The 24,588-nt window shown below is 63.4% G+C and carries 22 protein-coding genes and 1 pseudogene; 11 read left to right on the top strand and 12 right to left on the bottom strand.

The genetic code is table 11. The features are described from left to right. The 9 genes and pseudogenes from APH28_RS29570 to rpsB all read right to left on the bottom strand — a co-directional run. Nucleotides 1-99 (bottom strand): annotated as a pseudogene (locus APH28_RS29570) (outer membrane assembly protein); the annotation flags it as partial. Between the two features lie 74 nt (nucleotides 100-173). Next, a complete protein-coding gene (gene rseP, locus APH28_RS22060; RefSeq protein ID WP_060512644.1) occupies nucleotides 174-1,526 on the bottom strand; it encodes an RIP metalloprotease RseP in 1,353 nt (450 codons plus the stop codon). 48 nt (nucleotides 1,527-1,574) lie between these two features. Beyond that, nucleotides 1,575-2,765, bottom strand: a complete 1,191-nt coding sequence (gene ispC, locus APH28_RS22055) for a 1-deoxy-D-xylulose-5-phosphate reductoisomerase (protein ID WP_060512643.1) — start codon at nucleotides 2,763-2,765, stop codon at nucleotides 1,575-1,577. Next, nucleotides 2,762-3,577, bottom strand: coding sequence for a phosphatidate cytidylyltransferase (locus APH28_RS22050; protein WP_060512642.1), 816 nt, complete (start codon nucleotides 3,575-3,577; stop codon nucleotides 2,762-2,764). The genes ispC and APH28_RS22050 overlap by 4 nt, the downstream gene beginning before the upstream one ends. Then, nucleotides 3,577-4,332 (bottom strand): polyprenyl diphosphate synthase, encoded by a 756-nt coding sequence (gene uppS, locus APH28_RS22045; protein WP_060512641.1) that lies wholly within the window; start codon nucleotides 4,330-4,332, stop codon nucleotides 3,577-3,579. The genes APH28_RS22050 and uppS overlap by 1 nt, the downstream gene beginning before the upstream one ends. Before the next feature lie 15 nt (nucleotides 4,333-4,347). Next, the gene (gene frr, locus APH28_RS22040) at nucleotides 4,348-4,905 is read right to left on the bottom strand and encodes a ribosome recycling factor (protein ID WP_060512640.1); all 558 of its coding nucleotides are present in this window, start codon (nucleotides 4,903-4,905) and stop codon (nucleotides 4,348-4,350) included. Then, the gene (gene pyrH / locus APH28_RS22035; protein ID WP_060512639.1) at nucleotides 4,902-5,645 is read right to left on the bottom strand and encodes a UMP kinase; all 744 of its coding nucleotides are present in this window, start codon (nucleotides 5,643-5,645) and stop codon (nucleotides 4,902-4,904) included. The genes frr and pyrH overlap by 4 nt, the downstream gene beginning before the upstream one ends. Nucleotides 5,646-5,825: 180 nt before the next feature. Next, nucleotides 5,826-6,689 carry a translation elongation factor Ts gene (gene tsf, locus APH28_RS22030; protein ID WP_060512638.1) on the bottom strand — a complete coding sequence of 288 codons (864 nt, stop codon included), beginning with the start codon at nucleotides 6,687-6,689 and terminating at the stop codon, nucleotides 5,826-5,828. 184 nt (nucleotides 6,690-6,873) lie between these two features. Then, nucleotides 6,874-7,611: a 30S ribosomal protein S2 gene (gene rpsB, locus APH28_RS22025; protein WP_060512637.1), complete on the bottom strand. Its 738-nt coding sequence runs from the start codon at nucleotides 7,609-7,611 to the stop codon at nucleotides 6,874-6,876. A 345-nt stretch (nucleotides 7,612-7,956) separates the two neighbouring features. On the opposite strand from rpsB, the gene map reads away from it, so the two are divergent. The 3 genes from map to dapC are packed head-to-tail and all read left to right on the top strand — an operon-like array spanning nucleotide 7,957 to nucleotide 12,707. Beyond that, complete coding sequence (gene map, locus APH28_RS22020; RefSeq protein ID WP_004375406.1) at nucleotides 7,957-8,739, top strand: type I methionyl aminopeptidase; 783 nt, start codon at nucleotides 7,957-7,959, stop codon at nucleotides 8,737-8,739. 38 nt (nucleotides 8,740-8,777) lie between these two features. Then, nucleotides 8,778-11,480 (top strand): [protein-PII] uridylyltransferase, encoded by a 2,703-nt coding sequence (locus tag APH28_RS22015; protein WP_060512636.1) that lies wholly within the window; start codon nucleotides 8,778-8,780, stop codon nucleotides 11,478-11,480. 30 nt (nucleotides 11,481-11,510) lie between these two features. After that, complete coding sequence (gene dapC, locus APH28_RS22010) at nucleotides 11,511-12,707, top strand: succinyldiaminopimelate transaminase (RefSeq protein WP_060512635.1); 1,197 nt, start codon at nucleotides 11,511-11,513, stop codon at nucleotides 12,705-12,707. Between the two features lie 106 nt (nucleotides 12,708-12,813). Here the strand turns inward: dapC and APH28_RS22005 are convergent, their stop codons facing one another. Continuing rightward, nucleotides 12,814-14,460, bottom strand: a complete 1,647-nt coding sequence (locus APH28_RS22005; RefSeq protein ID WP_060512634.1) for a Na+/H+ antiporter — start codon at nucleotides 14,458-14,460, stop codon at nucleotides 12,814-12,816. A gap of 336 nt (nucleotides 14,461-14,796) precedes the next feature. On the opposite strand from APH28_RS22005, the gene APH28_RS22000 reads away from it, so the two are divergent. From APH28_RS22000 to APH28_RS21985, 4 genes are all read left to right on the top strand, one after another. Then, nucleotides 14,797-15,144, top strand: a complete 348-nt coding sequence (locus APH28_RS22000; protein ID WP_060512633.1) for an ArsC family reductase — start codon at nucleotides 14,797-14,799, stop codon at nucleotides 15,142-15,144. Between the two features lie 31 nt (nucleotides 15,145-15,175). Beyond that, nucleotides 15,176-16,210 (top strand): 2,3,4,5-tetrahydropyridine-2,6-dicarboxylate N-succinyltransferase, encoded by a 1,035-nt coding sequence (gene dapD / locus APH28_RS21995; protein WP_060512632.1) that lies wholly within the window; start codon nucleotides 15,176-15,178, stop codon nucleotides 16,208-16,210. A gap of 81 nt (nucleotides 16,211-16,291) precedes the next feature. Then, on the top strand, nucleotides 16,292-17,497 hold the full coding sequence (locus APH28_RS21990) for a cysteine desulfurase (protein ID WP_060512631.1): 1,206 nt from the start codon (nucleotides 16,292-16,294) through the stop codon (nucleotides 17,495-17,497). Further along, on the top strand, nucleotides 17,494-17,904 hold the full coding sequence (locus tag APH28_RS21985) for a SufE family protein (RefSeq protein ID WP_060512630.1): 411 nt from the start codon (nucleotides 17,494-17,496) through the stop codon (nucleotides 17,902-17,904). Before APH28_RS21990 ends, APH28_RS21985 begins: the two co-directional genes overlap by 4 nt. Before the next feature lie 111 nt (nucleotides 17,905-18,015). On the opposite strand, the gene tcdA is transcribed toward APH28_RS21985, so the two are convergent. Continuing rightward, nucleotides 18,016-18,825 (bottom strand): tRNA cyclic N6-threonylcarbamoyladenosine(37) synthase TcdA, encoded by an 810-nt coding sequence (gene tcdA / locus APH28_RS21980; protein ID WP_060512629.1) that lies wholly within the window; start codon nucleotides 18,823-18,825, stop codon nucleotides 18,016-18,018. A 134-nt stretch (nucleotides 18,826-18,959) separates the two neighbouring features. Here tcdA and APH28_RS21975 point away from each other — a divergent pair, with 134 nt between their 5' ends. From APH28_RS21975 to APH28_RS21960, 4 genes are all read left to right on the top strand, one after another. After that, nucleotides 18,960-21,551 (top strand): glycosyltransferase, encoded by a 2,592-nt coding sequence (locus APH28_RS21975; RefSeq protein ID WP_060512628.1) that lies wholly within the window; start codon nucleotides 18,960-18,962, stop codon nucleotides 21,549-21,551. Nucleotides 21,552-21,733: 182 nt separating this feature from the next. Beyond that, on the top strand, nucleotides 21,734-22,885 hold the full coding sequence (gene dapE, locus APH28_RS21970) for a succinyl-diaminopimelate desuccinylase (protein WP_060512627.1): 1,152 nt from the start codon (nucleotides 21,734-21,736) through the stop codon (nucleotides 22,883-22,885). Beyond that, on the top strand, nucleotides 22,885-23,697 hold the full coding sequence (locus APH28_RS21965) for a putative RNA methyltransferase (protein ID WP_060512626.1): 813 nt from the start codon (nucleotides 22,885-22,887) through the stop codon (nucleotides 23,695-23,697). Before dapE ends, APH28_RS21965 begins: the two co-directional genes overlap by 1 nt. 17 nt (nucleotides 23,698-23,714) lie before the next feature. Next, nucleotides 23,715-24,089, top strand: coding sequence for a hypothetical protein (locus APH28_RS21960; protein WP_060512625.1), 375 nt, complete (start codon nucleotides 23,715-23,717; stop codon nucleotides 24,087-24,089). 131 nt (nucleotides 24,090-24,220) lie between these two features. On the opposite strand, the gene APH28_RS21955 is transcribed toward APH28_RS21960, so the two are convergent. Beyond that, the gene (locus APH28_RS21955) at nucleotides 24,221-24,430 is read right to left on the bottom strand and encodes a cold-shock protein (RefSeq protein WP_003252255.1); all 210 of its coding nucleotides are present in this window, start codon (nucleotides 24,428-24,430) and stop codon (nucleotides 24,221-24,223) included. Nucleotides 24,431-24,588: the final 158 nt, after the last annotated feature.

Raw genomic sequence — 24,588 nt, 5'->3', positions numbered from 1 at the left:
TAGGCCGTTGACACGAATATCGGAGATGGTGAAGGACTCGGCGTGAACTTCAGCGATCATCAGTGCGGACATGACCGCAGTTAGCAGCAGACGTTTCATGAAGTCCTTTTATTCCAACTGGCAATAAACAACCTGCCGCATAGAGACGGCAGGTTCGCAATTGAGCGAAGCTTTTATAGTCGACCCAGATCGTTGATCAGGGCGAGCAACATCACCCCTACGACCAAACTGATACCGATCTGGACCCCCCAACCTTGCACCCGTTCTGACAGCGGACGACCGCGCGCCCACTCGACCAGGTAAAACAGCAAATGCCCCCCATCCAGTACTGGAATGGGCAGCAGGTTAAGAACCCCCAGGCTTATGCTCAGGTAGGCCAGGAAATTCAGGAAATCCCCCACGCCGGACTGGGCTGAAGCGCCCGCCACTTTAGCAATGGTTATCGGTCCGCTCAAGTTTTTTACCGAGAGCTCCCCGAACAGCATTTTCTTCAGCGACTCGAGGGTCAGGACACTCATGTTCCAGGTCCGCGAGAGGCCCTCGCCCACGGCATCCAGCGGGCCATAGCTGACTTCGCGGAGCATGCTGGGTGGCCATTCGGCGCCCTTCACACCCGCCCCGAGATAGCCCCCGACAGCCTTGCCCTCACCTTTGCGGGCCAGTGTTACCGGTACCTCCAGGGCCGCACCATCGCGCCCGACCCGCAGCACCACCTGGGCATCCGGGCGGGCGCGCACGCTGTCCACCACCTGCTGCCAATCACTCAGCGCGGCGCCGTCAAGTGCAAGCAACTTGTCGCCAGCCTTCAGACCAGCGGCAGCGGCCGGGCCTTTCGGATCGATCTCGGCCAGTACCGGCGACACTGCAGGCCGCCATGGGCGCAGGCCCAGTGACTGGATAGGGTCCGGTTCGTCGGCACCCTTGAGCCAATGGTCGAGTTTCACCTGCAACTGGCGCTCGGCAGTGGCACCTTCGTCGCGCACACCCACCTGTAGCGTCCCGCTTTCGCCCAGGCGTCGAACCAGCTGGAGGTTGACAGCCGACCAACCACTGGTCGCCTTGCCATCAATAGATACAATTTCCTGACCGGCGGCCAGGCCTGCTGACGCGGCCGGGCTCCCCGCCTCGACAGCGCCGATGACCGGGCGAATCTGCTGGGTGCCGAGCATGGCCAACAGCCAGAAGAAGACGATGGCCAGCAAAAAGTTGGCAATGGGCCCTGCGGCCACGATGGCGATGCGCTGACGCACCGACTTGCGATTGAACGACTGATGGGCGAGCGCCGCAGGCACATCGCCTTCACGCTCGTCGAGCATCTTGACGTAGCCACCCAGAGGGATTGCCGCCACCACGAACTCGGTACCCTGACGGTCATGCCAGCGCAGCAGCGGCATGCCGAAGCCGACCGAAAAGCGCAGCACCTTGACCCCGCAGCGCCGAGCAACCCAGAAGTGGCCGAATTCGTGGAACGTGACCAATACACCCAGGGCCACCAGGGTGCCGACAATCATGTAGAGCGCAGTCATATCTATCTCCGAATGACGTTCAGCAGAACCCTGGCATGACGACCAGCCTCAACGGCCGTGACGCCTCAGCCACTCGCGCGCCAGCTCGCGAGCACGCTGGTCGGCAGCGAACACCGCCTCCAGCGACGGCAGCGGCACCACTGGTTCCTGATCTAGCACCTGTTCGATCATACCTGCGATCTCCGGGAAGCGGATACGCCGCTGGAGAAATGCCTCGACCGCGACCTCGTTGGCCGCATTGAGCACCGCAGGCGCGCTATTGCCGGCCTCGGCCGCCTGGCGCGCAAGGCGCAGGCAGGGGAAGCGTTGTTCGTCGGGTGCCTGGAAGTCCAGGCGAGCGATGGCGAACAGGTCCAGCGGGGCAACCCCGGAATCGATACGCTCCGGCCAGGCCAGGGCGTTGGCGATCGGGGTGCGCATGTCCGGATTGCCCAGTTGGGCCAACACCGAACCATCGATATAGTCGACCAGCGAATGGATCACGCTTTGCGGATGCACCACCACTTCGACCTTGGCCGGCGCCGCGTCGAACAGCCAGCAGGCCTCGATCAGCTCCAGGCCCTTGTTCATCATGCTGGCCGAGTCCACCGAAATCTTCCGGCCCATGGACCAGTTGGGGTGGGCACAGGCCTGCTCCGGCGTGACGTCGACCAGGGCCTCCTGGGGCGTCTCGCGAAACGGCCCGCCCGAGGCAGTCAGCAGGATGCGGCGCACGCCGACCTGGCTCAGACCACGGGCATAATCACCCGGCAGGCACTGGAAAATCGCATTGTGCTCGCTGTCGATCGGCAGCAGCACAGCGCCACTGCGGCGCACAGCGTTCATAAACAGCGCGCCGGACATCACCAGCGCTTCCTTGTTGGCCAGCAAGACCTTCTTGCCCGCCTCGACCGCTGCCAGGGTCGGGCGCAGCCCGGCGGCACCGACGATTGCCGCCATCACTGCGTCCACTTCAGGGGCCGCTGCCACTTCACAGAGGCCAGCCTCCCCTTCCAGCACCTGAGTAGCGCAGCTGGCACCCACCAGGCCATCACGCAAGCGCTCGGCGGCCTCGGCATTGGGCACCACCGCGTACACCGGACGGTGCTTGACGCAAAGGGCCAGCAGTTCGTCGATGCGCGAATAGCCGCTCAGCGCAAAAACCTGATAACGCTCGGGGTGCCGTGCAATCACATCGAGGGTGCTGAGGCCGATCGAGCCGGTAGCCCCCAGGACGGTAATACGCTGCACGCTGCTCACATCACACCCCATTCGGCAGCCCACAGCAGCACGGCAAAGATCGGGATCGCCGCCGTAAGACTGTCGATGCGGTCAAGCACGCCACCATGGCCAGGCAGCAGGTTACTGCTGTCCTTGATGCCGGCGCGGCGCTTGAACATGCTTTCGGTCAGGTCGCCAATCACCGACGACATGACCACCAGCGCAGCTCCCAGCAGCCCCAGCAGAAGCTGACCGAAGCCCCAGTCACGGCTGATGCCGACCACCAGGGTGATCACCAAGCTGACTGCCAGGCCGCCGTACACGCCTTCCCAGCTCTTGCCCGGGCTTACCTGTGGGGCCAGCTTGCGCTTGCCGAAGGCACGGCCTGAGAAATAGGCGCCGATATCGGCTGCCCAGACCAGCACCATGACCGACAGGATAAGCCAGTTACCCAGCTGCCAGTGCTTGAGCAGGATCAACCCTTGCCAGGCTGGCAACAGGATCAGCAGGCCGATCAACAGTTTGCAGGCCGCACTGGCCCAAAGCTCGCTGCTGCGTGGATAGGTCAGCACCAGCCAGGTGGCCAACCCCCACCAGATGACCGAAGCCCCGAGCACCCAGGGCGCCAGGTCCGGCATGAGGTGGAGCAGCATCAGCGCTCCAGCGACCACGGCGGCATAGGCGATGCGCAGTGGCTGGGCCATGAGCCCGGCCAGACGCGCCCATTCCCAGGCACCGAGGGTCACCACGAAGCCGATGAACAGGGCGAAGTCCCCACCGTTGAGCAGGAAGAAACCGCCCAGCGCGACCGGCAACAGGATCAGCGCAGTAATGATGCGTTGTTTAAGCATTAAGCACGAGCTCCAGCCTCGACCTGCTCGCTGGTCTTACCGAAGCGGCGCTGGCGCGAAGCGAAATCGGCCAGGGCTTTGCGCATGGCCTCGTGTTTGAAATCCGGCCAGTAGAGGTCGGAGAAGTACAGTTCGGCATAGGCCAGCTGCCACAGCAGGAAATTGCTGATGCGATGCTCGCCACCAGTGCGGATGCACAGGTCGGGCAATGGCAGGTCGCCTGTGGCCAGGCAGGTCTGCAGCAGGCCCGGGGTGATATCGTCCGGACGCAGATGGCCGGCCTGGACCTCACGCGCCAAGCGCTGGGCAGCCTGTGCGATATCCCACTGCCCGCCATAGTTGGCGGCGATCTGCAGGATGAAGCGATTGCTGCCCGCAGTCAGCGCTTCGGCTTCGCGCATGGCGGCCTGCAGCTCGGGGTGGAAACGCGAACGGTCGCCGATGATGCGCAGGCTGATGTTGTTCTCGTTAAGGCGCCGAGCCTCACGGCGCAAGGCCGAGAAGAACAGCTCCATCAACGCACCGACCTCTTCGGCCGGACGCTGCCAGTTTTCACTGGAGAACGCGAACAGGGTCAGCACCTCGACCCCGGATTCGGCACACACCTCGATGACTGCGCGTACCGCATCGACACCAGCCTTGTGCCCGGCAACGCCGGGCAACAAGCGCTTCTTCGCCCAGCGGTTGTTGCCATCCATGATAATCGCGACATGACGCGGCACCGAGGAGGGTGCCGCCAACTTGGACTTTTCCATTAAAAAACCTCGGCCTTAAACGGCCATCAGGTCCTTTTCCTTGGCTTTGTAAGCAGCATCGACTTCAGCAATGAACTTGTCGGTCAGCTTCTGGATTTCATCAGCGGCGCGACGCTCTTCGTCTTCGCTGATTTCCTTGTCCTTGGTCAGCTTTTTCAGGTCACCCAAGGCATCACGGCGCACGTTGCGCACGGCTACCTTGGCGTCTTCGGCAACGCCGCTGGCCTGCTTGGTGTAGCCCTTGCGGGTTTCCTCGGTCAGGGCCGGCATCGGTACACGGATGGTGGTACCGGCGCTGGACGGGTTCAGGCCCAAGTCGGAGGTCAGGATGGCCTTCTCGATGGCCGCGCTGAGGTTCTTGTCGTGAGCGACGATCTTCAGGGTGCGAGCATCTTCGACGGTGATCGCAGCCACCTGGTTCAGCGGCATCTCGCTGCCCCAGGCAGTGACCTTGACGGTATCGAGGATGCTTGGGTGAGCGCGACCCGTGCGGATTGCCGCCAGGTTGCGGCCCAGGGCCTCGAGGGACTTGGTCATGCGCTCCTGCGCGTCTTTCTTGATGTCGTTGATCATGCTTGGACTTCCTCGATCAAAGTACCTTCACCGCCACCGACCACGATGTTCAGCAGGGCGCCAGGCTTGTTCATGTTGAATACCCGCAACGGCATCTTGTGGTCACGGCACAGGCAAATTGCGGTCAGGTCCATCACGCCCAGCTTGCGATCCAGGACCTCGTCATAGGTCAGGTGATCGAACTTCTCGGCGTGCGGATCCTTGAATGGATCGGCAGTGTACACACCATCGACCTTGGTCGCCTTCAATACCACGTCGGCATCGATTTCGATGCCGCGCAGGCAGGCGGCGGAGTCGGTGGTGAAGAACGGGTTGCCGGTACCGGCGGAGAAAATTACCACATCCCCGGAGTTGAGGTGGCGAATAGCTTTGCGACGATCGTAATGATCGGTGACGCCCACCATGGAAATGGCGGACATGACCAGGGCCGGGATGTTCGAACGCTCAAGCGCATCGCGCATGGCCAGGCCGTTCATCACGGTGGCCAGCATGCCCATGTGGTCGCCGGTGACGCGGTCCATGCCGGCCGCGCTGAGCGCTGCGCCGCGGAACAGGTTACCACCACCGATCACCAGGCCTACCTGAACGCCGATCCCTACCAGCTGGCCAACTTCAAGGGCCATGCGGTCCAGCACCTTCGGGTCGATCCCGAAGTCTTCCGAGCCCATCAGGGCCTCGCCGCTAAGTTTGAGCAAAATGCGTTTATAGCGAGGTTGGCGACCACTCACCTGCTGAGCCATTGCGAGTCTCTCCTGCGGCGTACTTTTAGAAAATTCGTGCGAGCCGTTTTCGGCTTGCTAACTGTAGCGTGGCACCGTTTTGGTGCCAGCGGCGCCGGGCTTTATAAACCCTTTGCCGTTTTGACAAAGAGGCTGCGCGCGTGAGCGGGCAGCCTCTTTGGGGCGACAGACGGGGCTGTCTTACTGCTTGGCAGCAGCTACCTGAGCGGCAACTTCAGCAGCGAAGTCGTCGACTGGCTTCTCGATGCCTTCGCCAACCTTGAAGTAGGTGAAGGAAACGATTTCAGCGCCGGCTTTCTTGGCCAGCTCGCCAACTTTGACTTCTGGGTTCATGACGAAGGCTTGCTCTTTCAGCGAGGCTTCGGCTTTGAACTTGGTGATACGACCGTTGATCATGTTCTCAACGATATTTTCCGGCTTGCCGGCGATCTTGTCAGCGTTCAGCTGCAGGAAGACGCCCTTCTCGCGCTCGATGGCCTCGGCGGAGATTTCCGACGAATCCAGGAACTCCGGGTTCGAAGCGGCAACGTGCATGGCGATGTTCTTGGCCAGCTCGACGTCGCCGCCTTTCAGGACAACGACAGCACCGATCTTGTTGCCGTGCAGGTAGGCGCCGACAACGTCACCTTCAACGCGCACCAGGCGACGGATGTTGACGTTTTCGCCGCACTTGGCGACCAGGGCTTCACGAGCGGATTCGCGCGAGGCGATCAGCGGAGCAGCGTCGGTCAGCTTCTGGGCGAAGGCTTCTTCCAGGCTTTCGGCCACGAAGTTCTTGAAGTCGTCTTGCAGAGCCAGGAAGTCGGTCTGCGAGTTCACTTCCAGCAGGACGGCGGCTTTGCCGTCGGTCTTGACGGCGATAGCGCCTTCAGCAGCGACGTTGCCAGCCTTTTTGGCGGCCTTGATGGCGCCCGAGGCACGCATGTCGTCAATGGCTTTCTCGATGTCGCCGCCGGCCTTTTCCAGGGCCTTTTTGCAATCCATCATGCCTTCGCCGGTACGCTCGCGCAGTTCTTTGACCAGCGCCGCAGTAATTGCTGCCATTTCAAAATCCTCTTGGAAAGTTTTTCAACCATTCCACCCGCTCGTCACGGGCGTTAAATTCTGCAAATCGCTGCCTTTATATCAGCTCGCCCATCATGCAGGGCCGTTGCTGACAGCAGGATTTCAAGGTGGCAAAAAGGGGGCAGAGCCCCCTTTTTGCGTGCCAAGTAGACGCTAGCGCCTATTACTCAGCAGCAGGTGCAGCCGCTTCTTCAGCGTAGACTTCGGTGCCGCCGGCAACGTTGTTGCGGCCGCGGATGATGGCGTCAGCCATCGAAGTCATGTACAGCTCGATGGCGCGGATGGCGTCGTCGTTACCTGGGATGACGTAGTCAACGCCTTCTGGGCTGCTGTTGGTATCGACAACGCCGATAACCGGGATGCCCAGCTTGTTGGCTTCGGTGATAGCAATGCGCTCGTGGTCAACGTCGATCACGAACAGGGCATCAGGCAGGCCGCCCATGTCCTTGATACCACCCAGGCTGCGGTCCAGCTTTTCCAGATCGCGCGAACGCATCAGGGCTTCTTTCTTGGTCAGCTTGGCGAAGGTGCCATCTTCGGCCTGGGTTTCCAGGTCGCGCAGACGCTTGATCGAAGCACGGATGGTTTTGTAGTTGGTCAGCATGCCGCCCAACCAACGGTGATCAACGTACGGCGAACCCGCGCGAGCAGCTTGCTCGGCGACGATCTTGCCGGCGGAACGCTTGGTGCCGACGAACATGATCTTGTTCTTGCCCTGAGCCAGGCGCTCTACGAAAGCCAGAGCTTCGTTGAACATTGGCAGGGTTTTTTCCAGGTTGATGATGTGGATCTTGTTACGCGCGCCGAAAATGTACTTGCCCATTTTCGGGTTCCAGTAACGGGTCTGGTGGCCGAAGTGCACACCGGCCTTCAGCATATCGCGCATGTTGACTTGGGACATGATAGTTCCTTGATAAGTCGGGTTGGGCCTCCACGCATCCCAATGACCAACCCGCGAATTCATGAACTCGGGGCACCCAGGCCATCGTGTCGACACGTGTGTGGGTTTAAGCTTCCAGGGTCGTCCCCGAAAGCGGCGCATTTTATACCACAGACCGCGAGCGAACGGAACCCGGATCAGGTCGCGTCCGTCAGCAGTTTTTGCAGCACCCAGGCAAACAGGCCAGAATGCCTTCCATAGACCGCAGCATGGCCGCCTTTATCCCGACAGAATGCCGCCCTGCTCTGCTAGAATCCGGCCTTTCCCGTTTGTTCGCGCCGCCTGCGGCGCCGTAGAGAGCCTGTAATGACTGTCACCATCAAGACTGCAGAAGACATCGAGAAGATGCGCATCGCCGGCCGCCTGGCCGCCGAGGTGCTGGAAATGATCGAAGAACACGTCAAGCCCGGTGTCACCACCGAGGAGCTCGACCGCCTGTGCCACGACTACATCGTCAACGTCCAGCAGGCCATCCCGGCGCCCCTCAACTACAAGGGCTACCCGAAGTCGATCTGCACCTCGATTAACCATGTGGTCTGCCACGGCATCCCCAACGACAAGCCACTCAAGGACGGCGACACGCTCAACATCGACGTCACCGTGATCAAGGACGGCTACCACGGTGACACCAGCCGCATGTTCCACGTCGGTACCGTACCGGTCTGGGCCGAGCGCTTGTCCAAGGTCACCCAGGAGTGCATGTACAAGGCTATCGAACTGGTCAAGCCGGGCTGCCGCCTGGGCGACATCGGTGAAGTGATCCAGAAGCACGCCGAAAAGAACGGCTTCTCGGTTGTGCGCGAGTTCTGTGGCCATGGCATCGGCAAGGTGTTTCATGAAGAGCCGCAGATCCTCCACTACGGCCGCGCCGGCACTGGCATGGAGCTCAAGGAAGGCATGACCTTCACCATCGAGCCGATGATCAACCAGGGCAAGGCCGACACCAAGGTGCTGGGCGACGGCTGGACCGCCATCACCAAGGACCGCAAGCTCTCGGCCCAGTGGGAGCATACCCTGGTGGTGACGGCCACCGGCTACGAGATTTTCACCCTGCGCAAGGACGACACCATCCCGCGCACCTCGGCCTGATTGCACCCAAGGCAACCTAACGACAGGAACGCGACGCGATGCCCCAGGTGGATCCCGAGCTGTTCGACCGTGGCCAGTTCCAGGCGGAACTGGCCCTCAAGGCGAGCCCCATCCCCGCCTTCAAGAAAGCCATCCGCCAGGCCGGCGAGGTGCTCGACAAGCGTTTTCGCACAGGCTGCGAAATCCGCCCGCTGATCGAAGCCCGCGCCTGGCTCGTCGACAACATCCTGCAACAGGCCTGGAACCAGTTCGACTGGGGCGACCCGAGCGGCATCGCCCTGGTGGCCGTTGGCGGCTATGGCCGCGGTGAGTTGCACCCGCACTCGGACATCGACCTGCTGATCCTGCTGGGTGCCGCCGAGCATGAACAGTACCGCGATGCCATCGAGCGCTTTCTTACCCTGCTCTGGGACATCGGCCTGGAAGTGGGCCAGAGCGTGCGCAGCATCGACGAATGCGTCGAGCAGGCCCGTGCCGACCTGACGGTGATCACCAACCTGATGGAAAGCCGCACCATCGCTGGCCCGGAAGACCTGCGCCAGCGCATGCTCGACGCCACCGGTACCGAGCACCTGTGGCCGAGCAAAGAGTTCTTCCTGGCCAAGCGCGCCGAACTCAAGGCCCGCCACCACAAGTACAACGACACCGAGTACAACCTCGAGCCCAACGTCAAGGGCTCGCCCGGTGGTCTGCGCGACATTCAGACGGTGCTCTGGGTGGCCCGCCGCCAGTACGGCACGCTCAACCTGCATGCCTTGGCCGGCGAAGGCTTCCTGCTGGAAAGCGAGAACGAGCTGCTGGCCTCGTCCCAGGACTTTCTGTGGAAAGTGCGCTATGCCCTGCACATGCTCGCCGGCCGCGCCGAGGACCGCCTGCTGTTCGACCACCAGCGCAGCATCGCTGCGCTGCTCGGCTACAGTGACGACAACCCCAAGCGCGCCATCGAACAGTTCATGCAGCAGTACTACCGGGTGGTGATGAGCATCAGCCAGTTGTGCGACCTGATCATCCAGCACTTCGAAGAAGTCATCCTCGCTGATGAAGACAGCGGCACTACCCAGCCGTTGAACCCGCGCTTCCGCCTGCACGATGGCTATATCGAAGCGGTCAAGCCGAACGTCTTCAAGCGCACCCCGTTCGCCATGCTGGAGATCTTCGTGCTGATGGCCCAGCACCCGGAGATCAAAGGCGTGCGCGCCGACACCGTGCGCCTGCTGCGCGAACACCGGCACCTGATCGACGACACCTTCCGCAACGATATCCGCAACACCAGCCTGTTCATCGAGCTGTTCAAGTGCGAGATCGGCATCCACCGCAACCTGCGGCGGATGAACCGCTACGGCATCCTCGGCCGCTACCTGCCGGAATTCGGCCTGATCGTCGGGCAGATGCAGCACGACCTGTTCCACATCTACACGGTCGATGCGCACACCCTCAACCTCATCAAGCACCTGCGCAAGCTTCAGTACACGCCGGTGTCCGAGAAATTCCCGCTGGCCAGCAAGCTCATGGGCCGCCTGCCCAAGCCCGAGCTGATCTACCTGGCCGGCCTGTACCACGACATCGGCAAGGGCCGCCAAGGCGATCACTCCGAAATCGGTGCGGTGGATGCGCAGAAGTTCTGCGAACGCCACCAGTTGCCGGCCTGGGACAGCCGGCTGATCGTCTGGCTGGTGCAGAACCACCTGGTGATGTCGACCACCGCTCAGCGCAAGGACCTCTCCGACCCGCAGGTGATCAACGATTTTGCCCTGCATGTGGGCGACGAGACGCGCCTGGACTACCTCTACGTGCTGACCGTGGCCGATATCAACGCCACCAACCCCAGCCTGTGGAACTCCTGGCGCGCCAGCCTGCTGCGCCAGCTCTACAGCGAGACCAAGCGTGCCCTGCGCCGCGGCCTGGAAAACCCGCTGGACCGCGAGGAGCAGATCCGCCAGACCCAGTCGGCCGCGCTGGACATCCTCGTGCGCGAAGGCACCGACCCGGACGACGTCGAGCAGCTGTGGTCGCAGCTGGGCGATGACTACTTCCTCAAGCACAACGCCGCCGACGTGGCCTGGCACAGCGATGCCATCCTCCAGCAACCGGCCGACGGCGGGCCGCTGGTGCTGATCAAGGAAACCACCCAGCGCGAATTCGAGGGCGGCACGCAGATCTTCATCTATGCGCCCGACCAGCACGACTTCTTCGCCGTGACCGTGGCTGCCATGTCGCAGCTGAACCTGAACATCCACGATGCGCGGATCATCACCTCCAGCAGCCAGTTCACCCTCGACACCTACATCGTGCTCGACAACGACGGCGGCTCGATCGGCGACAACCCGCAGCGGGTCAAGCAGATCCGCGACGGCCTGACCGAAGCGCTGCGCAACCCCGAGGATTACCCGACCATCATCCAGCGCCGGGTGCCGCGCCAGCTCAAGCACTTCAACTTCCCGCCGCAGGTCACCATCCTCAACGATGCCCAGCGTGCGGTGACCATCCTCGAAATCACCGCACCGGACCGCCCCGGCCTGCTGGCCCGGCTCGGGCGGATCTTCCTGGAATTCGACCTGTCGCTGCAGAACGCCAAGATCGCCACCCTCGGCGAGCGGGTGGAGGACGTGTTCTTCATCACCGATGCCGACAACCAGCCGCTGTCCGACCCGCAGCTGTGCAGCCGCCTGCAGGAAGCCATCGTGCAGCAGCTGCAGGCCGGCCAGGCCAGTGATGCCAGCCCGAACCGCGTGACTTTTTAACGATTAGACGATTGACGAGACCTTGCGCCGATGAACCATGCCTTGACCCAGCTTCAGCCCTACCCGTTCGAGAAACTGCGCGCCCTGCTGGGCACCGTGAAGCCGGCGGCGGACAAACGCGCCATCGCCCTGTCAATCGGTGAGCCGAAGCACGAATCGCCGGCGTTCGTCGCCCAAGCCATGGCCGACAACCTCGACAAGCTGGCAGTGTACCCGAGCACCCTCGGCCTGCCGGCCCTGCGCCAGGCCATCGGCCAGTGGTGCGAGCGCCGCTTCGGCGTGCCGGCCGGCTGGCTGGACGCAGACCGCCACATCCTGCCGGTCAATGGCACCCGTGAGGCGCTGTTCGCCTTCACCCAGGCCGTGGTCAACCGCGCCGACGACGGCCTGGTGGTCAGCCCCAACCCGTTCTACCAGATCTACGAAGGCGCAGCCCTGCTGGCCGGTGCCACCCCGCACTACCTGCCCTGCCTGGAAAGCAACGGTTTCAATCCGGACTTCGATGCGGTACCGGCCGAGGTGTGGAAGCGCTGCCAAATCCTCTTCCTGTGCTCGCCGGGCAACCCCACCGGCGCCCTGGTGCCGATGGACACCCTGAAGAAGCTGATCGCCCTGGCCGACGAGCACGACTTCGTGATCGCCGCCGACGAGTGCTACAGCGAGTTGTACTTCGATGAAGACGCGCCGCCACCGGGCCTGCTGAGCGCCTGCGCCGAACTCGGCCGCAACGATTTTGCGCGCTGCGTGGTGTTCCACAGCCTGTCCAAGCGCTCCAACCTGCCGGGCCTGCGTTCGGGCTTCGTCGCCGGTGACGCGTCGATCATCAAGCCGTTCCTGCTGTACCGCACCTACCACGGCTGTGCCATGCCGGTGCAAACCCAGCTGGCCAGCATCGCTGCCTGGAAGGACGAGGCGCATGTGCGTGAGAATCGTGACCAGTACCGTGCCAAGTACGATGCCGTGCTCGACATCCTGCAGCCAGTGATGGACGTGCAGCGCCCGGATGGCAGCTTCTACCTGTGGGCCAAGGTGCCAGGTGATGATGCCGCGTTTACCCGCGACCTGTTCGAGGCTCAGCACGTGACCGTGGTGCCGGGGTCGTATCTTTCGCGTGAAGTCGACGGTGTGAACCCGGGTGCTGGCCGGGTGCGCATGGCGCTGGTTGCCCCGCTGACCGAATGCATCGAGGCGGCCGAGCGGATTCGGGCTTTCCTGCAGAACCGCTGATTTGGCAGGGACCTGTGGGAGCGGGTTCACCCGCGAATCAGGCGACACGGTGCATGGCACCGGCTTCGCCGGTGTTCGCGGGTAAACCCGCTCCCACAGAGCCGACTTATTTCACCTGCCCCAGGTTGGCTTCACTCAGATCCAGCTCACCCAACACCTGCCTGACCACCTCATCGCCCACCAGATGCTGGCGATGCAGGTTATACAGCTCCAACCGCTGCGCCCGCAGCGCCCGCAAACGCAAACGCCGCTCCAACAAGTCCATCTGCTCGGCCAGTGCCCGTGCCTCGGCCGTATCGTTGTAACTGTCCAGTTCATCCCGATACTCGGCCATCAGCCGCGCCTTGAGCTCCGTGGCCAAGGTCGCCTGAGCCGCATCCTGAGGGGCGCTGGCGTCGATCACTTCTTCAGCCTCCAAGGCATGGATCGCCGCCTCGGCGGTGCGCCGCCAGGCTTCCTGCACTTCCTGGTGCAACCGTTCGTCCGGGCTCTTGGTGATCCCGCGAAGCAGCAGCGGCAACGCAATACAGGCACTGATCAGCGACAGCAGAATCACCCCGGCAGCAATGAAAATCAGCAGGTCACGCTCTGGAAATGCCTGGCCCGCGCCCAGCAGCAGCGGCACCGACATCACACCGGCCAAGGTCACCGCCCCGCGCACACCGCCCAGGGTCAGCAGCCAGCAGGAGCGCATGGTCGGCATCAGGACCAACGCCGGCTTGCCGCGCCAGCGCCGCACCACGCCAATCGCACGCCAGATGCTCTGCACCCAGACGAAACGCAGCAGGATCAACGCAGCGAAGATCGCCAGCACATCCAGGCAACGCCAGGCCAGGGTCGGCCAGACAGTGGCCTCGTGGCTGACCACGGCCTTGATGATGTCCGGCAACTGCAGGCCCAACAGCAGGAAGATCAGGCCGTTGAAGGCGAACTCCAGCAGCGACCAGACGCTGCGGTTGAGCAGGCGTGTGCTGGTCTGGCGCGGCAACAGGTCGAGCCAACTCTGCATCATGCCGGCTGCCACCGCCGAGAGGATGCCCGACACGCCCAGGCGCTCGGCCAGCACATAAGCGGCAAATGGCAACAGCAGCATGAAGACCACGTGGGTGGCCGGGTCATCCCAGCCACGGGCGATCATCCAGGCACGCAGGCGACCGATCAGCCAGCTCAGGGCCACGCCCACCGCCAAGCCGCCGAGGGCGACCAGTACAAAGCTGAAGCTGGCATCTGCCAGCGAGAACGCCCCGGTGATGGCTGCGGCCAGGGCAAACTTGAAGGTCACCAGGCCCGTGGCGTCGTTCATCAACGCCTCGCCCTGCAACATGTGCATCAACGGAGTCGGCAGGCGATCCTGAGTAATCGCCGACACCGCCACGGCGTCGGTGGGCGACAGCACGGCGGCCAGGGCGAAGGCCACCGGCAGCGGGATGCTCGGCATCAGCCAGTGGATGAAGTAGCCGGCGCCGACCACGGTGAACAGCACCAGACCCACGGCCAGCGCCACCACCGGGCCGCGGATGCGCCACAGTTCGCGCTTGGGAATCCGCCAGCCGTCGGCGAACAGCAGTGGCGGCAGGAACAGGAACAGGAACAATTCGGGGTCCAGGGCCACATGCAGGCCCAGGGTCGGCCAGGCCAGCAACGCGCCGGCGGCGATCTGCACCAGCGGTAGCGGCAGCGGGATCATGCGCCCGACCAGTTTCGACACGCTTACCAGCGTCAGCAGGATGAGGACGGTGTAGGCGGACTGCATCCGTGAAGGCTTCCTTTGTGAACCAAAAACGACAGCGAGGGCGAGAGATCGCCATTGAAACAATATGTTAGCGGGGTATCGTGAAATGAGGCCGCTGCACGATAGTCGCAGGTGGCGGATGAATATGTAACATGATGATACTTGGGTCTGGGCGCATGCCTTTAGTCTTGCAGTGTTTATGAGATCGAGCGCCGCGCGGGCGGCGCTCGGTATCACAGGCAACACAAACCTCAAGGCATGCACACCCCGTGGCGCTCAAAGAATCGTTCCCGCATAATCCCGCGACTGAAATCGGAAATGGAGAAATTGAGGCAGCCTGTGGCCTCAATGCACACAATGACCTATACGCTCTACGGCATCAAAGCCTGCGACACCATGAAAAAGGCGCGTACCTGGCTCGAAGACAAAGCCATCGCCTACGAATTCCATGACTACAAAGCCCAAGGCATCGACCGCGACAGCCTCAACCGCTGGTGCGACGAACACGGCTGGGAAGTCATCCTCAACCGTGCCGGCACCACCTTCCGCAAGCTCGACGACGCCAGCAAGGCCGACCTCGACCAGGCCAAGGCCGTTGAACTGATGCACGCCCAGCCGTCGATGATCAAGCGCCCGGTGCTCGACCTTGGCGGTCGCACCTTGGTCGGCTTCAAGCCCGACCTGTACGCCGCCGCGCTGGCCTGAGCCCCTACCCTATTTCGCACGAGGTAATCACATGTCCAATACCCTGTTCAGCCTGGCCTTCGGTGTCGGCTCCCAGAACCGCCAGGGCACCTGGCTGGAAGTGTTCTACGCACAACCCCTGCTCAACCCGAGCGCCGAGCTGGTTGCCGCAGTAGCGCCAATCCTCGGCTACGAAGGTGGCAACCAGGCCATCGCCTTCAGCAACGGCCAAGCCGCCCAGCTGGCCGAAGCCCTGAAAAGCGTCGACGCCGCCCAGGCTGCCCTGCTGACCCGCCTGGCCGAGAGCCACAAGCCGCTGGTCGCCACCTTGCTGGCCGAAGACGCCGCGCTGGCCTCGACCCCAGAGGCCTACCTCAAGCTGCATCTGCTGTCGCACCGCCTGGTCAAGCCGCACGGCCTGAGCCTGGCTGGCATCTTCCCGCTGCTGCCGAACGTGGCCTGGACCAATCAAGGTGCCGTCGACCTGAGCGAATTGGCCGAACTGCAACTGGAAGCGCGCCTGAAGGGCGAGCTGCTGGAAGTGTTTTCGGTGGACAAGTTCCCGAAGATGACCGACTACGTGGTCCCGGCCGGCGTGCGCATCGCCGACACCGCCCGTGTGCGCCTGGGCGCCTACATCGGCGAAGGCACCACCATCATGCACGAAGGCTTCGTCAACTTTAACGCTGGCACCGAAGGCCCGGGCATGATCGAAGGCCGCGTTTCCGCTGGCGTGTTCGTTGGCAAGGGCTCGGACCTGGGCGGCGGCTGTTCGACCATGGGCACCCTGTCCGGTGGCGGCAACATCGTCATCAAGGTCGGCGAAGGCTGCCTGATCGGCGCCAACGCCGGTATCGGCATCCCGCTGGGCGACCGCAACACCGTCGAAGCCGGCCTGTACATCACCGCTGGCACCAAGGTGAACCTGCTCGACGAAAACAACGAACTGGTGAAAGTGGTCAAGGCCCGCGACCTGGCCGGCCAGACCGACCTGCTGTTCCGCCGCAACTCGCTGAACGGCGCCGTGGAGTGCAAGACCCACAAGTCGGCCATCGAGCTGAACGAGGCGCTGCACGCCCACAACTGAGAACCCTTGGCGGTTTGAAGTGTTAAGATCGGGTCTGGCGTGCATGCGCCAGACCCGATTTTCATTCCAGGCCCCGCGAACATGTTCCAGCCCTCCCCCTGGCGCGCCGATTTCCCCGCCATCGCCGCCCTGCAACGGCAGCACCAGACCTACCTGGACAGCGCCGCCACCACCCAGAAGCCCCAGGCGTTGCTCGATGCCCTGAGCCATTATTACGGCCACGGCGCCGCCAATGTGCACCGTGCCCAGCACCTGCCCGGCGCGCTGGCGACCCAGGCATTCGAGACCAGCCGCGACAAGGTGGCCGCCTGGCTCAATGCCGCAGACTCACGGCAGATCGTCTTCACCCACGGTGCGACCTCGGCGCTGAACCTGCTGGCCTATGGCCTGGAACACCGCTTCGAGACGGGCGACGAAATGGCCATCAGTGCCTTGGAGCACCACGCCAACTTGCTGCCCTGGCAACAACTGGCTCGCCGACGCGGCCTGCGCCTTGTAGTACTGCCACTTGACGAGCATGGCCGCATCGATCTGGAACAGGCGCTGCAGCTGATCGGCCCGCGCACCCGCGTACTCGCCGTCAGCCAGCTGTCCAACGTGCTCGGCACCTGGCAACCCCTGCCTGCGCTGCTGGCCCATGCTCGTGCGCAAGGTGCGTTGACCGTAATCGATGGCGCTCAGGGCGTGGTGCATGGCCGCCATGATGTGCAGCAATTGGGCTGCGACTTCTACGTGTTTTCAAGCCACAAGCTGTATGGGCCGGAAGGTGTCGGCGTGCTGTACGGCCGTACTCAGGCACTGGAGCTATTGCGCCACTGGCAGTTCGGCGGAGAAATGGTACAACTGGCCGACTACCAGAGCGCCAGCTTCCGCCCTGCTCCTCTGGGCTTCGAAGCCGGCACCCCGCCGATCGCCGGGGTGATCGGGCTGGGCGCCACCCTGGATTACCTGGCCAGCCTCGACAGCCATGCCGTCGAGGCTCACGAAGCCAGCCTGCACCAGCACCTGCTGCGCGGCCTGGCCGACCGCGATGGCGTGCGCGTGCTCGGCACGCCCCAGACGGCACTGGCCAGTTTCGTCATCGAAGGCGTACACAACGCCGATATCGCCCACATGCTGACCGAGCAAGGCATTGCCGTGCGCGCCGGGCATCACTGCGCCATGCCGCTGCTCAAGGGGCTGGGACTGGAGGGCGCGATTCGCGTATCGCTGGGGCTGTATAACGACAGTGACGATCTGCAGCGCTTCTTCGACGCGCTCGACCAGGGCCTGGAGCTGTTGCGATGACGCTGCCGGAGCACGCACGCCAGGCGCTGGAAGCGTTTGAACAGGTCAAGGGCTGGGAACAGCGCGCGCGCCTGCTGATGCAGTGGGGCGACCGCCTGGAGCCACTGGATGACGCTGAAAAGACCGAAGCCAACCGCGTGCACGGCTGCGAAAGCCTGGTGTGGCTGCTGGCCGAGCAGGTCGACGGCCAGTGGCGGTTCAAGGCGGGTAGCGATGCACGTTTGTTGCGTGGACTGCTGGCGCTGCTGCTGGTGCGGGTTCAGGGGTTGGACAGTGTGGAGCTCGCCGGGCTGGATCTGCGTGAGTGGTTCACTCAGCTGGGGCTGGAACGGCAACTTTCGCCATCGCGCAGCAATGGGCTGCATGCGGTGCTGATGCGGATGGCGGCGTTGGCGTCCACCTGCTGAGTCGGCGGCGCCTGCTTCGCGGGCTTGCCCGCTCCCACAGGAATAGCGCCAGGCCCAAGGGCTACGCTTTACCTGTGGGAGCGGGCGTGCCCGCGAAGAAGCAGACGCAATCTATTCAGGCTTGACCCGCTCCGAGGGCCGCCGCGCCCCGGCCACCAACTTCTCGATCGCCTTGCTCGCCGCGACCATGCCAAAGGTCGCGGTCACCATCATCACCGCGCCAAAGCCCCCGGCGCAGTCCAGGCGCACGCCCTCACCAACGAAGCTCTTCTGCAGGCAGACGCTGCCGTCGCCCTTGGGATAACGCAGCTGCTCGCTGGAAAACACGCAGGGCACGCCATAGTTGCGGCTGGTATTGCGCGAGAAATTGTAGTCCCGGCGCAACGTCGAACGCACCCGCGAGGCCAGCGGGTCGTTGAAGGTCTTGTTGAGGTCGCCGACCTGGATCTGCGTCGGGTCGATCTGCCCGCCCGCACCACCGGTGGTGACGATGGCGATCTTGCGGCGCCGGCACCAGGCGATCAGCGCGGCCTTGGCCATCACGCTGTCGATGCAGTCGATCACTGCATCCATCTGCTCGGTGATGTACTCGGCCATGGTCTCGCGGGTGACGAAATCCGCCACCGCGTGCACGGTGATCGCCGGATTGATCGCCCGCAGACGCTCGGCCATTACTTCGACCTTGGGCCGCCCCACCTGGCCTTCCAAGGCATGGGCCTGGCGGTTGGTGTTGCTGACGCAAACGTCGTCCAGATCGAACAGGGTGATTTCGCCCACGCCACTGCGTGCCAGGGCTTCGGCCGCCCACGAGCCGACCCCGCCGATGCCGACGACTGCCACATGAGCATTGCTCAGGCGCTGCAGGCCTTCGTCGCCGTAAAGCCGGGCAACGCCGGCAAAGCGTGGATCTTCTGTGCTCATGTTCCTACCCCGAAAGCGCGTACCCGAAAAAGCGGCGCGCATTATAGGCCAATGCCAGCTTTCACCTCCATCGTTAGGAAACACCCTACCATTACTGCTTTAATGTCCTACCACCCAGACAGAAACGAACCACAATGTCATCTCGCAAATTCGGCCTCAATCTGGTGGTGGTCTTGGCCATCGCCGCGCTGTTCACCGGGTTCTGGGCGCTGATCAATCGCCCAGTCTCCGCACCTGCCTGGCCGGAGCAGATCTCCGGCTTTTCGTACTCGCCGTTCCGCCTCGGTGAAAGCCCGCAAAAGGGCCAATACCCCAGCGATGACGAGATGCGCCAGGATCTGGAGCAGATGAACAAGCTCACCGACAACATTCGTATCTACACCGTCGAGGGCACCCAGGCCGAAATCCCGCGGTTGGCCGAAGAATTCGGCCTGCGGGTCACCTTGGGCATCTGGATCAGCAAGGACCTTGAGCGCAACGAACGCGAGATCGAAAAAGGCATCGAGCTGGCCAACCATTCACGCAGTGTGGTGCGGGTAGTGGTCGGTAACGAAGCGCTGTTCCGCGAAGAAGTCACGCCCGAAGCGCTGATCCAGTACCTGGATCGCGTGCGTGCCGCCGTCAAGGTGCCGGTCACCACCAGTGAGCAGTGGCACATCTGGAAGGAACACCCGGAACTGGCCAAGCACGTCGACCTGATCGCCGCGCACATCCTGCCGTACTGGGAATTCGTGCCGATGAAAGACTCGGTGCAGTTCGTCCTCGATCGCGCCCGCGAGTTGCGCCACCAGTTCTCGCACAAGCCGCTGCTGCTGTCGGAAGTCGGCTGGCCGAGCAACGGCCGTATGCGCGGTGGTGCCGACGCCACCCAGGCGGACCAGGCCATCTACCTGCGCACCTTGGTCAACACCCTCAACCGCCGTGGCTACAACTACTTCGTCATCGAGGCCTACGACCAGCCGTGGAAGGCCAACGACGAAGGTTCGGTGGGTGCCTACTGGGGCGTGTACAACGCCGAGCGCCAGCAGAAGTTCAACTTCGAGGGGCCGGTGGTGGCGATCCCGCAGTGGCGGGCGCTGGCGGTCGCTTCGGTGGTGCTGGCCATGATCGCCCTGGCCGTGCTGCTGATCGATGGTTCGGCCTTGCGCCAGCGGGGCCGCACCTTCCTCACCTTCATCACCTTCCTGTGTGGGTCGGTGCTGGTGTGGATCGCCTATGACTACAGCCAGCAATACAGTACCTGGTTCAGCCTGACCGTCGGCGTGCTGCTGGCGCTCGGTGCGCTGGGCGTGTTCATCGTGCTGATGACCGAGGCCCACGAGCTGGCCGAGGCCGTGTGGATTCACAAACGCCGCCGTGAATTCCTGCCGGTGCAGGGCGACAGCGCCTACCGGCCCAAGGTGTCGGTGCATGTGCCGTGCTACAACGAGCCACCGGAGATGGTCAAACAGACCCTCGACGCCCTCGCCGCACTGGATTACCCGGACTACGAAGTGCTGGTGATCGACAACAACACCAAGGACCCGGCCGTGTGGGAACCGCTCAAGGCCCACTGCGAGAAGCTCGGCGAGCGCTTCAAGTTCTTCCACGTCGCGCCCCTGGCCGGTTTCAAGGGCGGCGCACTGAACTACCTGATCCCGCACACCGCCAAGGACGCCGAAGTGATTGCGGTGATCGACTCGGACTACTGCGTCGACCGCAACTGGCTCAAGCACATGGTGCCGCATTTCGCCGACCCGAAGATCGCCGTGGTGCAGTCGCCACAGGATTATCGCGACCAGCACGAAAGCGCCTTCAAGAAGCTCTGCTACAGCGAATACAAGGGTTTCTTCCACATCGGCATGGTCACCCGCAACGACCGTGATGCGATCATCCAGCACGGCACCATGACCATGACCCGGCGCAGCGTGCTGGAAGAACTGGGCTGGGCCGAGTGGTGCATCTGCGAGGATGCCGAGCTGGGCCTGCGGGTGTTCGAGAAAGGGCTGTCGGCCGCCTATGCGCACAACAGCTATGGCAAGGGCCTGATGCCCGACACCTTCATCGACTTCAAGAAACAGCGCTTCCGCTGGGCCTATGGCGCCATTCAGATCATCAAGCACCACGCCAGCGCGCTGCTGCGCGGCAAGGGCAGCGAGCTGACCCGTGGCCAGCGCTACCACTTCCTGGCCGGCTGGCTGCCGTGGGTCGCCGATGGCATGAACATCTTCTTTACCGTCGGCGCACTGCTGTGGTCGGCCGCGATGATCATCGTGCCGCACCGGGTCGACCCGCCGCTGATGATCTTCGCCATCCCGCCTCTGGCGTTGTTCTTCTTCAAGGTCGGCAAGATCATCTTCCTCTACCGCCGCGCGGTGGGGGTCAATCTCAAGGATGCCTTTGCCGCGGCACTGGCCGGACTGGCGCTGTCGCACACCATCGCCAAGGCGGTACTGTACGGGTTCTTCACTAGCAGCATGCCGTTCTTCCGCACGCCCAAGAATGCTGACAGCCACGGGCTGCTGGTGGCGATCTCCGAAGCGCGGGAAGAGCTGTTCATCATGTTGATGCTGTGGGGCGCGGCACTGGGCATCTTCCTGGTGCAGGGGCTGCCGAGTTCGGACATGCGCTTCTGGGTGGCGATGTTGCTGGTGCAGTCGCTGCCGTATGTGGCTGCACTGGTGATGGCGTTTCTGTCGTCGTTGCCCAAGCCCACGGAAAAGGCTGTCGAACCGCAGCAGGCTTGAGAATGCTGGGGGCGCTTTGCGCCCCTTTCGCGACACAAGGCCGCTCCTACAGAATTACGCGATCCCCTGTAGGAGCGGCCTTGTGTCGCGAAAGGGCCGCAAAGCGGCCCCATTGGCCTGACGGTTTGATATAAGATAACGCCCCTCAGATTTCCCCGCCTTGCCTTGCCCCGGAGTTCCCCATGACGGCCCCAGCCGAGCTCTCGCCTACCCTTCAACTGGCCTGCGACCTGATCCGTCGCCCCTCGGTCACCCCCGTCGATGCCGACTGCCAGGCGCAGATGATGAACCGACTGGGCGCCGTGGGCTTCCAGCTGGAGCCGATGCGCATTGAAGACGTCGACAATTTCTGGGCCACTCACGGTACCCAGGACGGTCCGGTGCTGTGCTTCGCCGGCCACACCGACGTGGTCCCCACCGGCCCGGTGCAGCAATGGCAGCACGAGCCGTTCGAAGCGCTGATCGACGCCGACGGCATGCTCTGCGGCCGCGGCGCCGCCGACATGAAAGGCAGCCTGGCCTCGATGGTGATCGCCAGTGAGCGCTTCGTGCACGACTACCCGAACCACCGCGGCAAGGTCGCTTTCCTGATCACCAGCGACGAGGAAGGCCCGGCCCACCACGGCACCAAGGCCGTGATCGAACGCCTGAAGGCACGCAACGAGCGCCTGGACTGGTGCATCGTCGGCGAACCGTCGAGCACCACCCTGCTCGGAGACGTGGTCAAGAACGGCCGCCGTGGCTCGCTCGGCGCCAAGCTGACCGTACGCGGCAAACAAGGCCACGTGGCTTATCCGCACCTGGCACGCAACCCGATCCACCTGGCCGCCCCGGCCCTGGCGGAGCTGGCTGCCGAACACTGGGACGAAGGCAACGCGTTCTTCCCGCCGACCAGTTTCCAGATCTCCAACCTCAATTCCGGCACCGGCGCCACCAACGTGGTCCCGGGCGAGCTGACCGCGCTGTTCAACTTCCGCTTCTCCACCGAGTCGACCGTCGAGGGCCTGCAGGCGCGGGTTTCGGCGATCCTCGACAAGCACGAGCTGGATTGGACGGTCGACTGGGCACTGTCGGGCCTGCCGTTCCTCACCGAACCGGGCGAGCTGCTCGATGCGGTGGCAGCCAGCATCAAGGGCGTCACCGGCCGCGACACCCAGCCGTCGACCAGTGGCGGCACCTCCGATGGCCGCTTCATCGCCACCATGGGCACCCAGGTGGTCGAGCTCGGCCCGGTCAACGCTACCATCCACCAGGTCGACGAGCGGATCCTGGCCAGCGACCTCGACCTGCTGACCGAGATCTACTACCAGACCCTGGTCCGGTTGCTCGCCTGATGCTCGCCTGCCCACTCTGCCAGGCACCCCTGAGCCAGCTCGACAACGGTGTGGTGTGCCCGGCCGGCCACCGCTTCGACCGGGCCCGCCAGGGTTACCTGAACTTGCTGCCGGTGCAGCACAAGAACAGCCGCGACCCGGGTGACAACCAGGCCATGGTCGAAGCCCGCCGCGACTTTCTCGACGGCGGCCACTACGCCCCGGTGGCCCGCCGCCTGGCCGAACTCGCCGCCGAGCGCCAGCCTGGCGCCTGGCTCGACATAGGCTGTGGCGAAGGCTACTACACCGCGCAATTGGCCCAGGCTCTGCCTGAAGCCGATGGCTACGCCCTGGACATCTCTCGCGAAGCGGTCAAGCGCGCTTGCCGTCGTGCGCCCGAGGTGACCTGGATGGTCGCCAGCATGGCCCGCGTGCCGCTGGCCGACGCCAGCTGCCAGTTCCTCGCCAGCGTGTTCAGCCCGCTGGACTGGGATGAGGCCAAGCGTCTGCTCAGCCCCGGTGGCGGCCTGATGCGCGTGGGCCCGACCAGCGGCCACCTGATGGAGCTGCGCGAAGTGCTCTACGATGAAGTGCGCCCCTACGCCGACGACAAGCACCTGGCCTTGGTGCCCGAGGGCATGGCCCACGCCCATGGCGAGATCCTCGAGTTTCGCCTGATCCTGGCCGAACCCAAGGCCCGCGCCGACCTGCTGGCGATGACCCCGCACGGCTGGCGCGCCAGCGCCGAGAAGCGTGCCCGGGTGATCGATCAGCCCGAGCCGTTCGAGGTTACGGTTTCCATGCGTTATGACTATTTCGTGCGCCAGCACTGAGCACACCCGGAGCCCTTATGCGCCAACCCGATATCGAGATTTACCTGAAGGACACCGACGTCGATCACAAGCAGATTGCCGAGTGGCTCAGCCAGGCAGTTGGCCCGTGCAGCGAATGGACGCAGAAAGGCCAGACCTTCAAGTGCCAGGCCGGTAACATTCCGGTCACCTGGTTACCCAAAGCTGTAGGGAAATGGAACAGCCTGTACTTGGAAAGCGACCAGACCCCATGGATCGATGACGTCGCCTGCGCCCGCGACGCGTTCGCCGCGCTGAACGTCGAGGTGCGTTGTGCGCCGGGTGGCTGGGTCGAGGAAGACGGTGAAGAAGATGCCGATCGCTGGATCCGCATCAGCGCCGACGGTGAAGAGGAAATCACCTGGCGTACCTGACGACATGGTTTTCTCGGTAGGAGCGGGCTTGTCCCGGGAACACCGGCTAAGCCGGTGCCATGCGCCACCGTACTCTATGGCACCGGCTGCGCCAGTGTTCGCGGGGCAAGCCCGCTCCTACAGCCAGAGGCTCAGAGCCCGACTACGTCCTCGGCTTGCAGGCCTTTCTGGCCCTGCACGCAGGCGTATTCCACCCGCTGCCCTTCGACCAGGGTACGATGCCCCTCACCGCGGATCGCCCGATAGTGGACGAACACATCCGCACCACCTTCGCGCTGAATGAAGCCATAACCTTTGGCATCGTTGAACCACTTAACATTCCCAGTCTCACGAGACGACATCTGAACTACTCCGGATTTTTATTGTGAAGATCGCCTTGTAGACACAGGGTGTCCTCCCTATGTCGACGCCGCTTGCCGAAATATCCTGCAAGTGGCAGGCCGAGTATATGACACAGAACAAAAAAATTTGATGACCGTCGCGCTATTTACCGAATTTT

Source organism: Pseudomonas sp. NBRC 111124, from assembly GCF_001320245.1.
Taxonomy (GTDB): domain Bacteria; phylum Pseudomonadota; class Gammaproteobacteria; order Pseudomonadales; family Pseudomonadaceae; genus Aquipseudomonas.
Note: the sequence above shows the minus strand (reverse complement) of the source record. Positions and strands in the feature narration are given on the sequence as shown.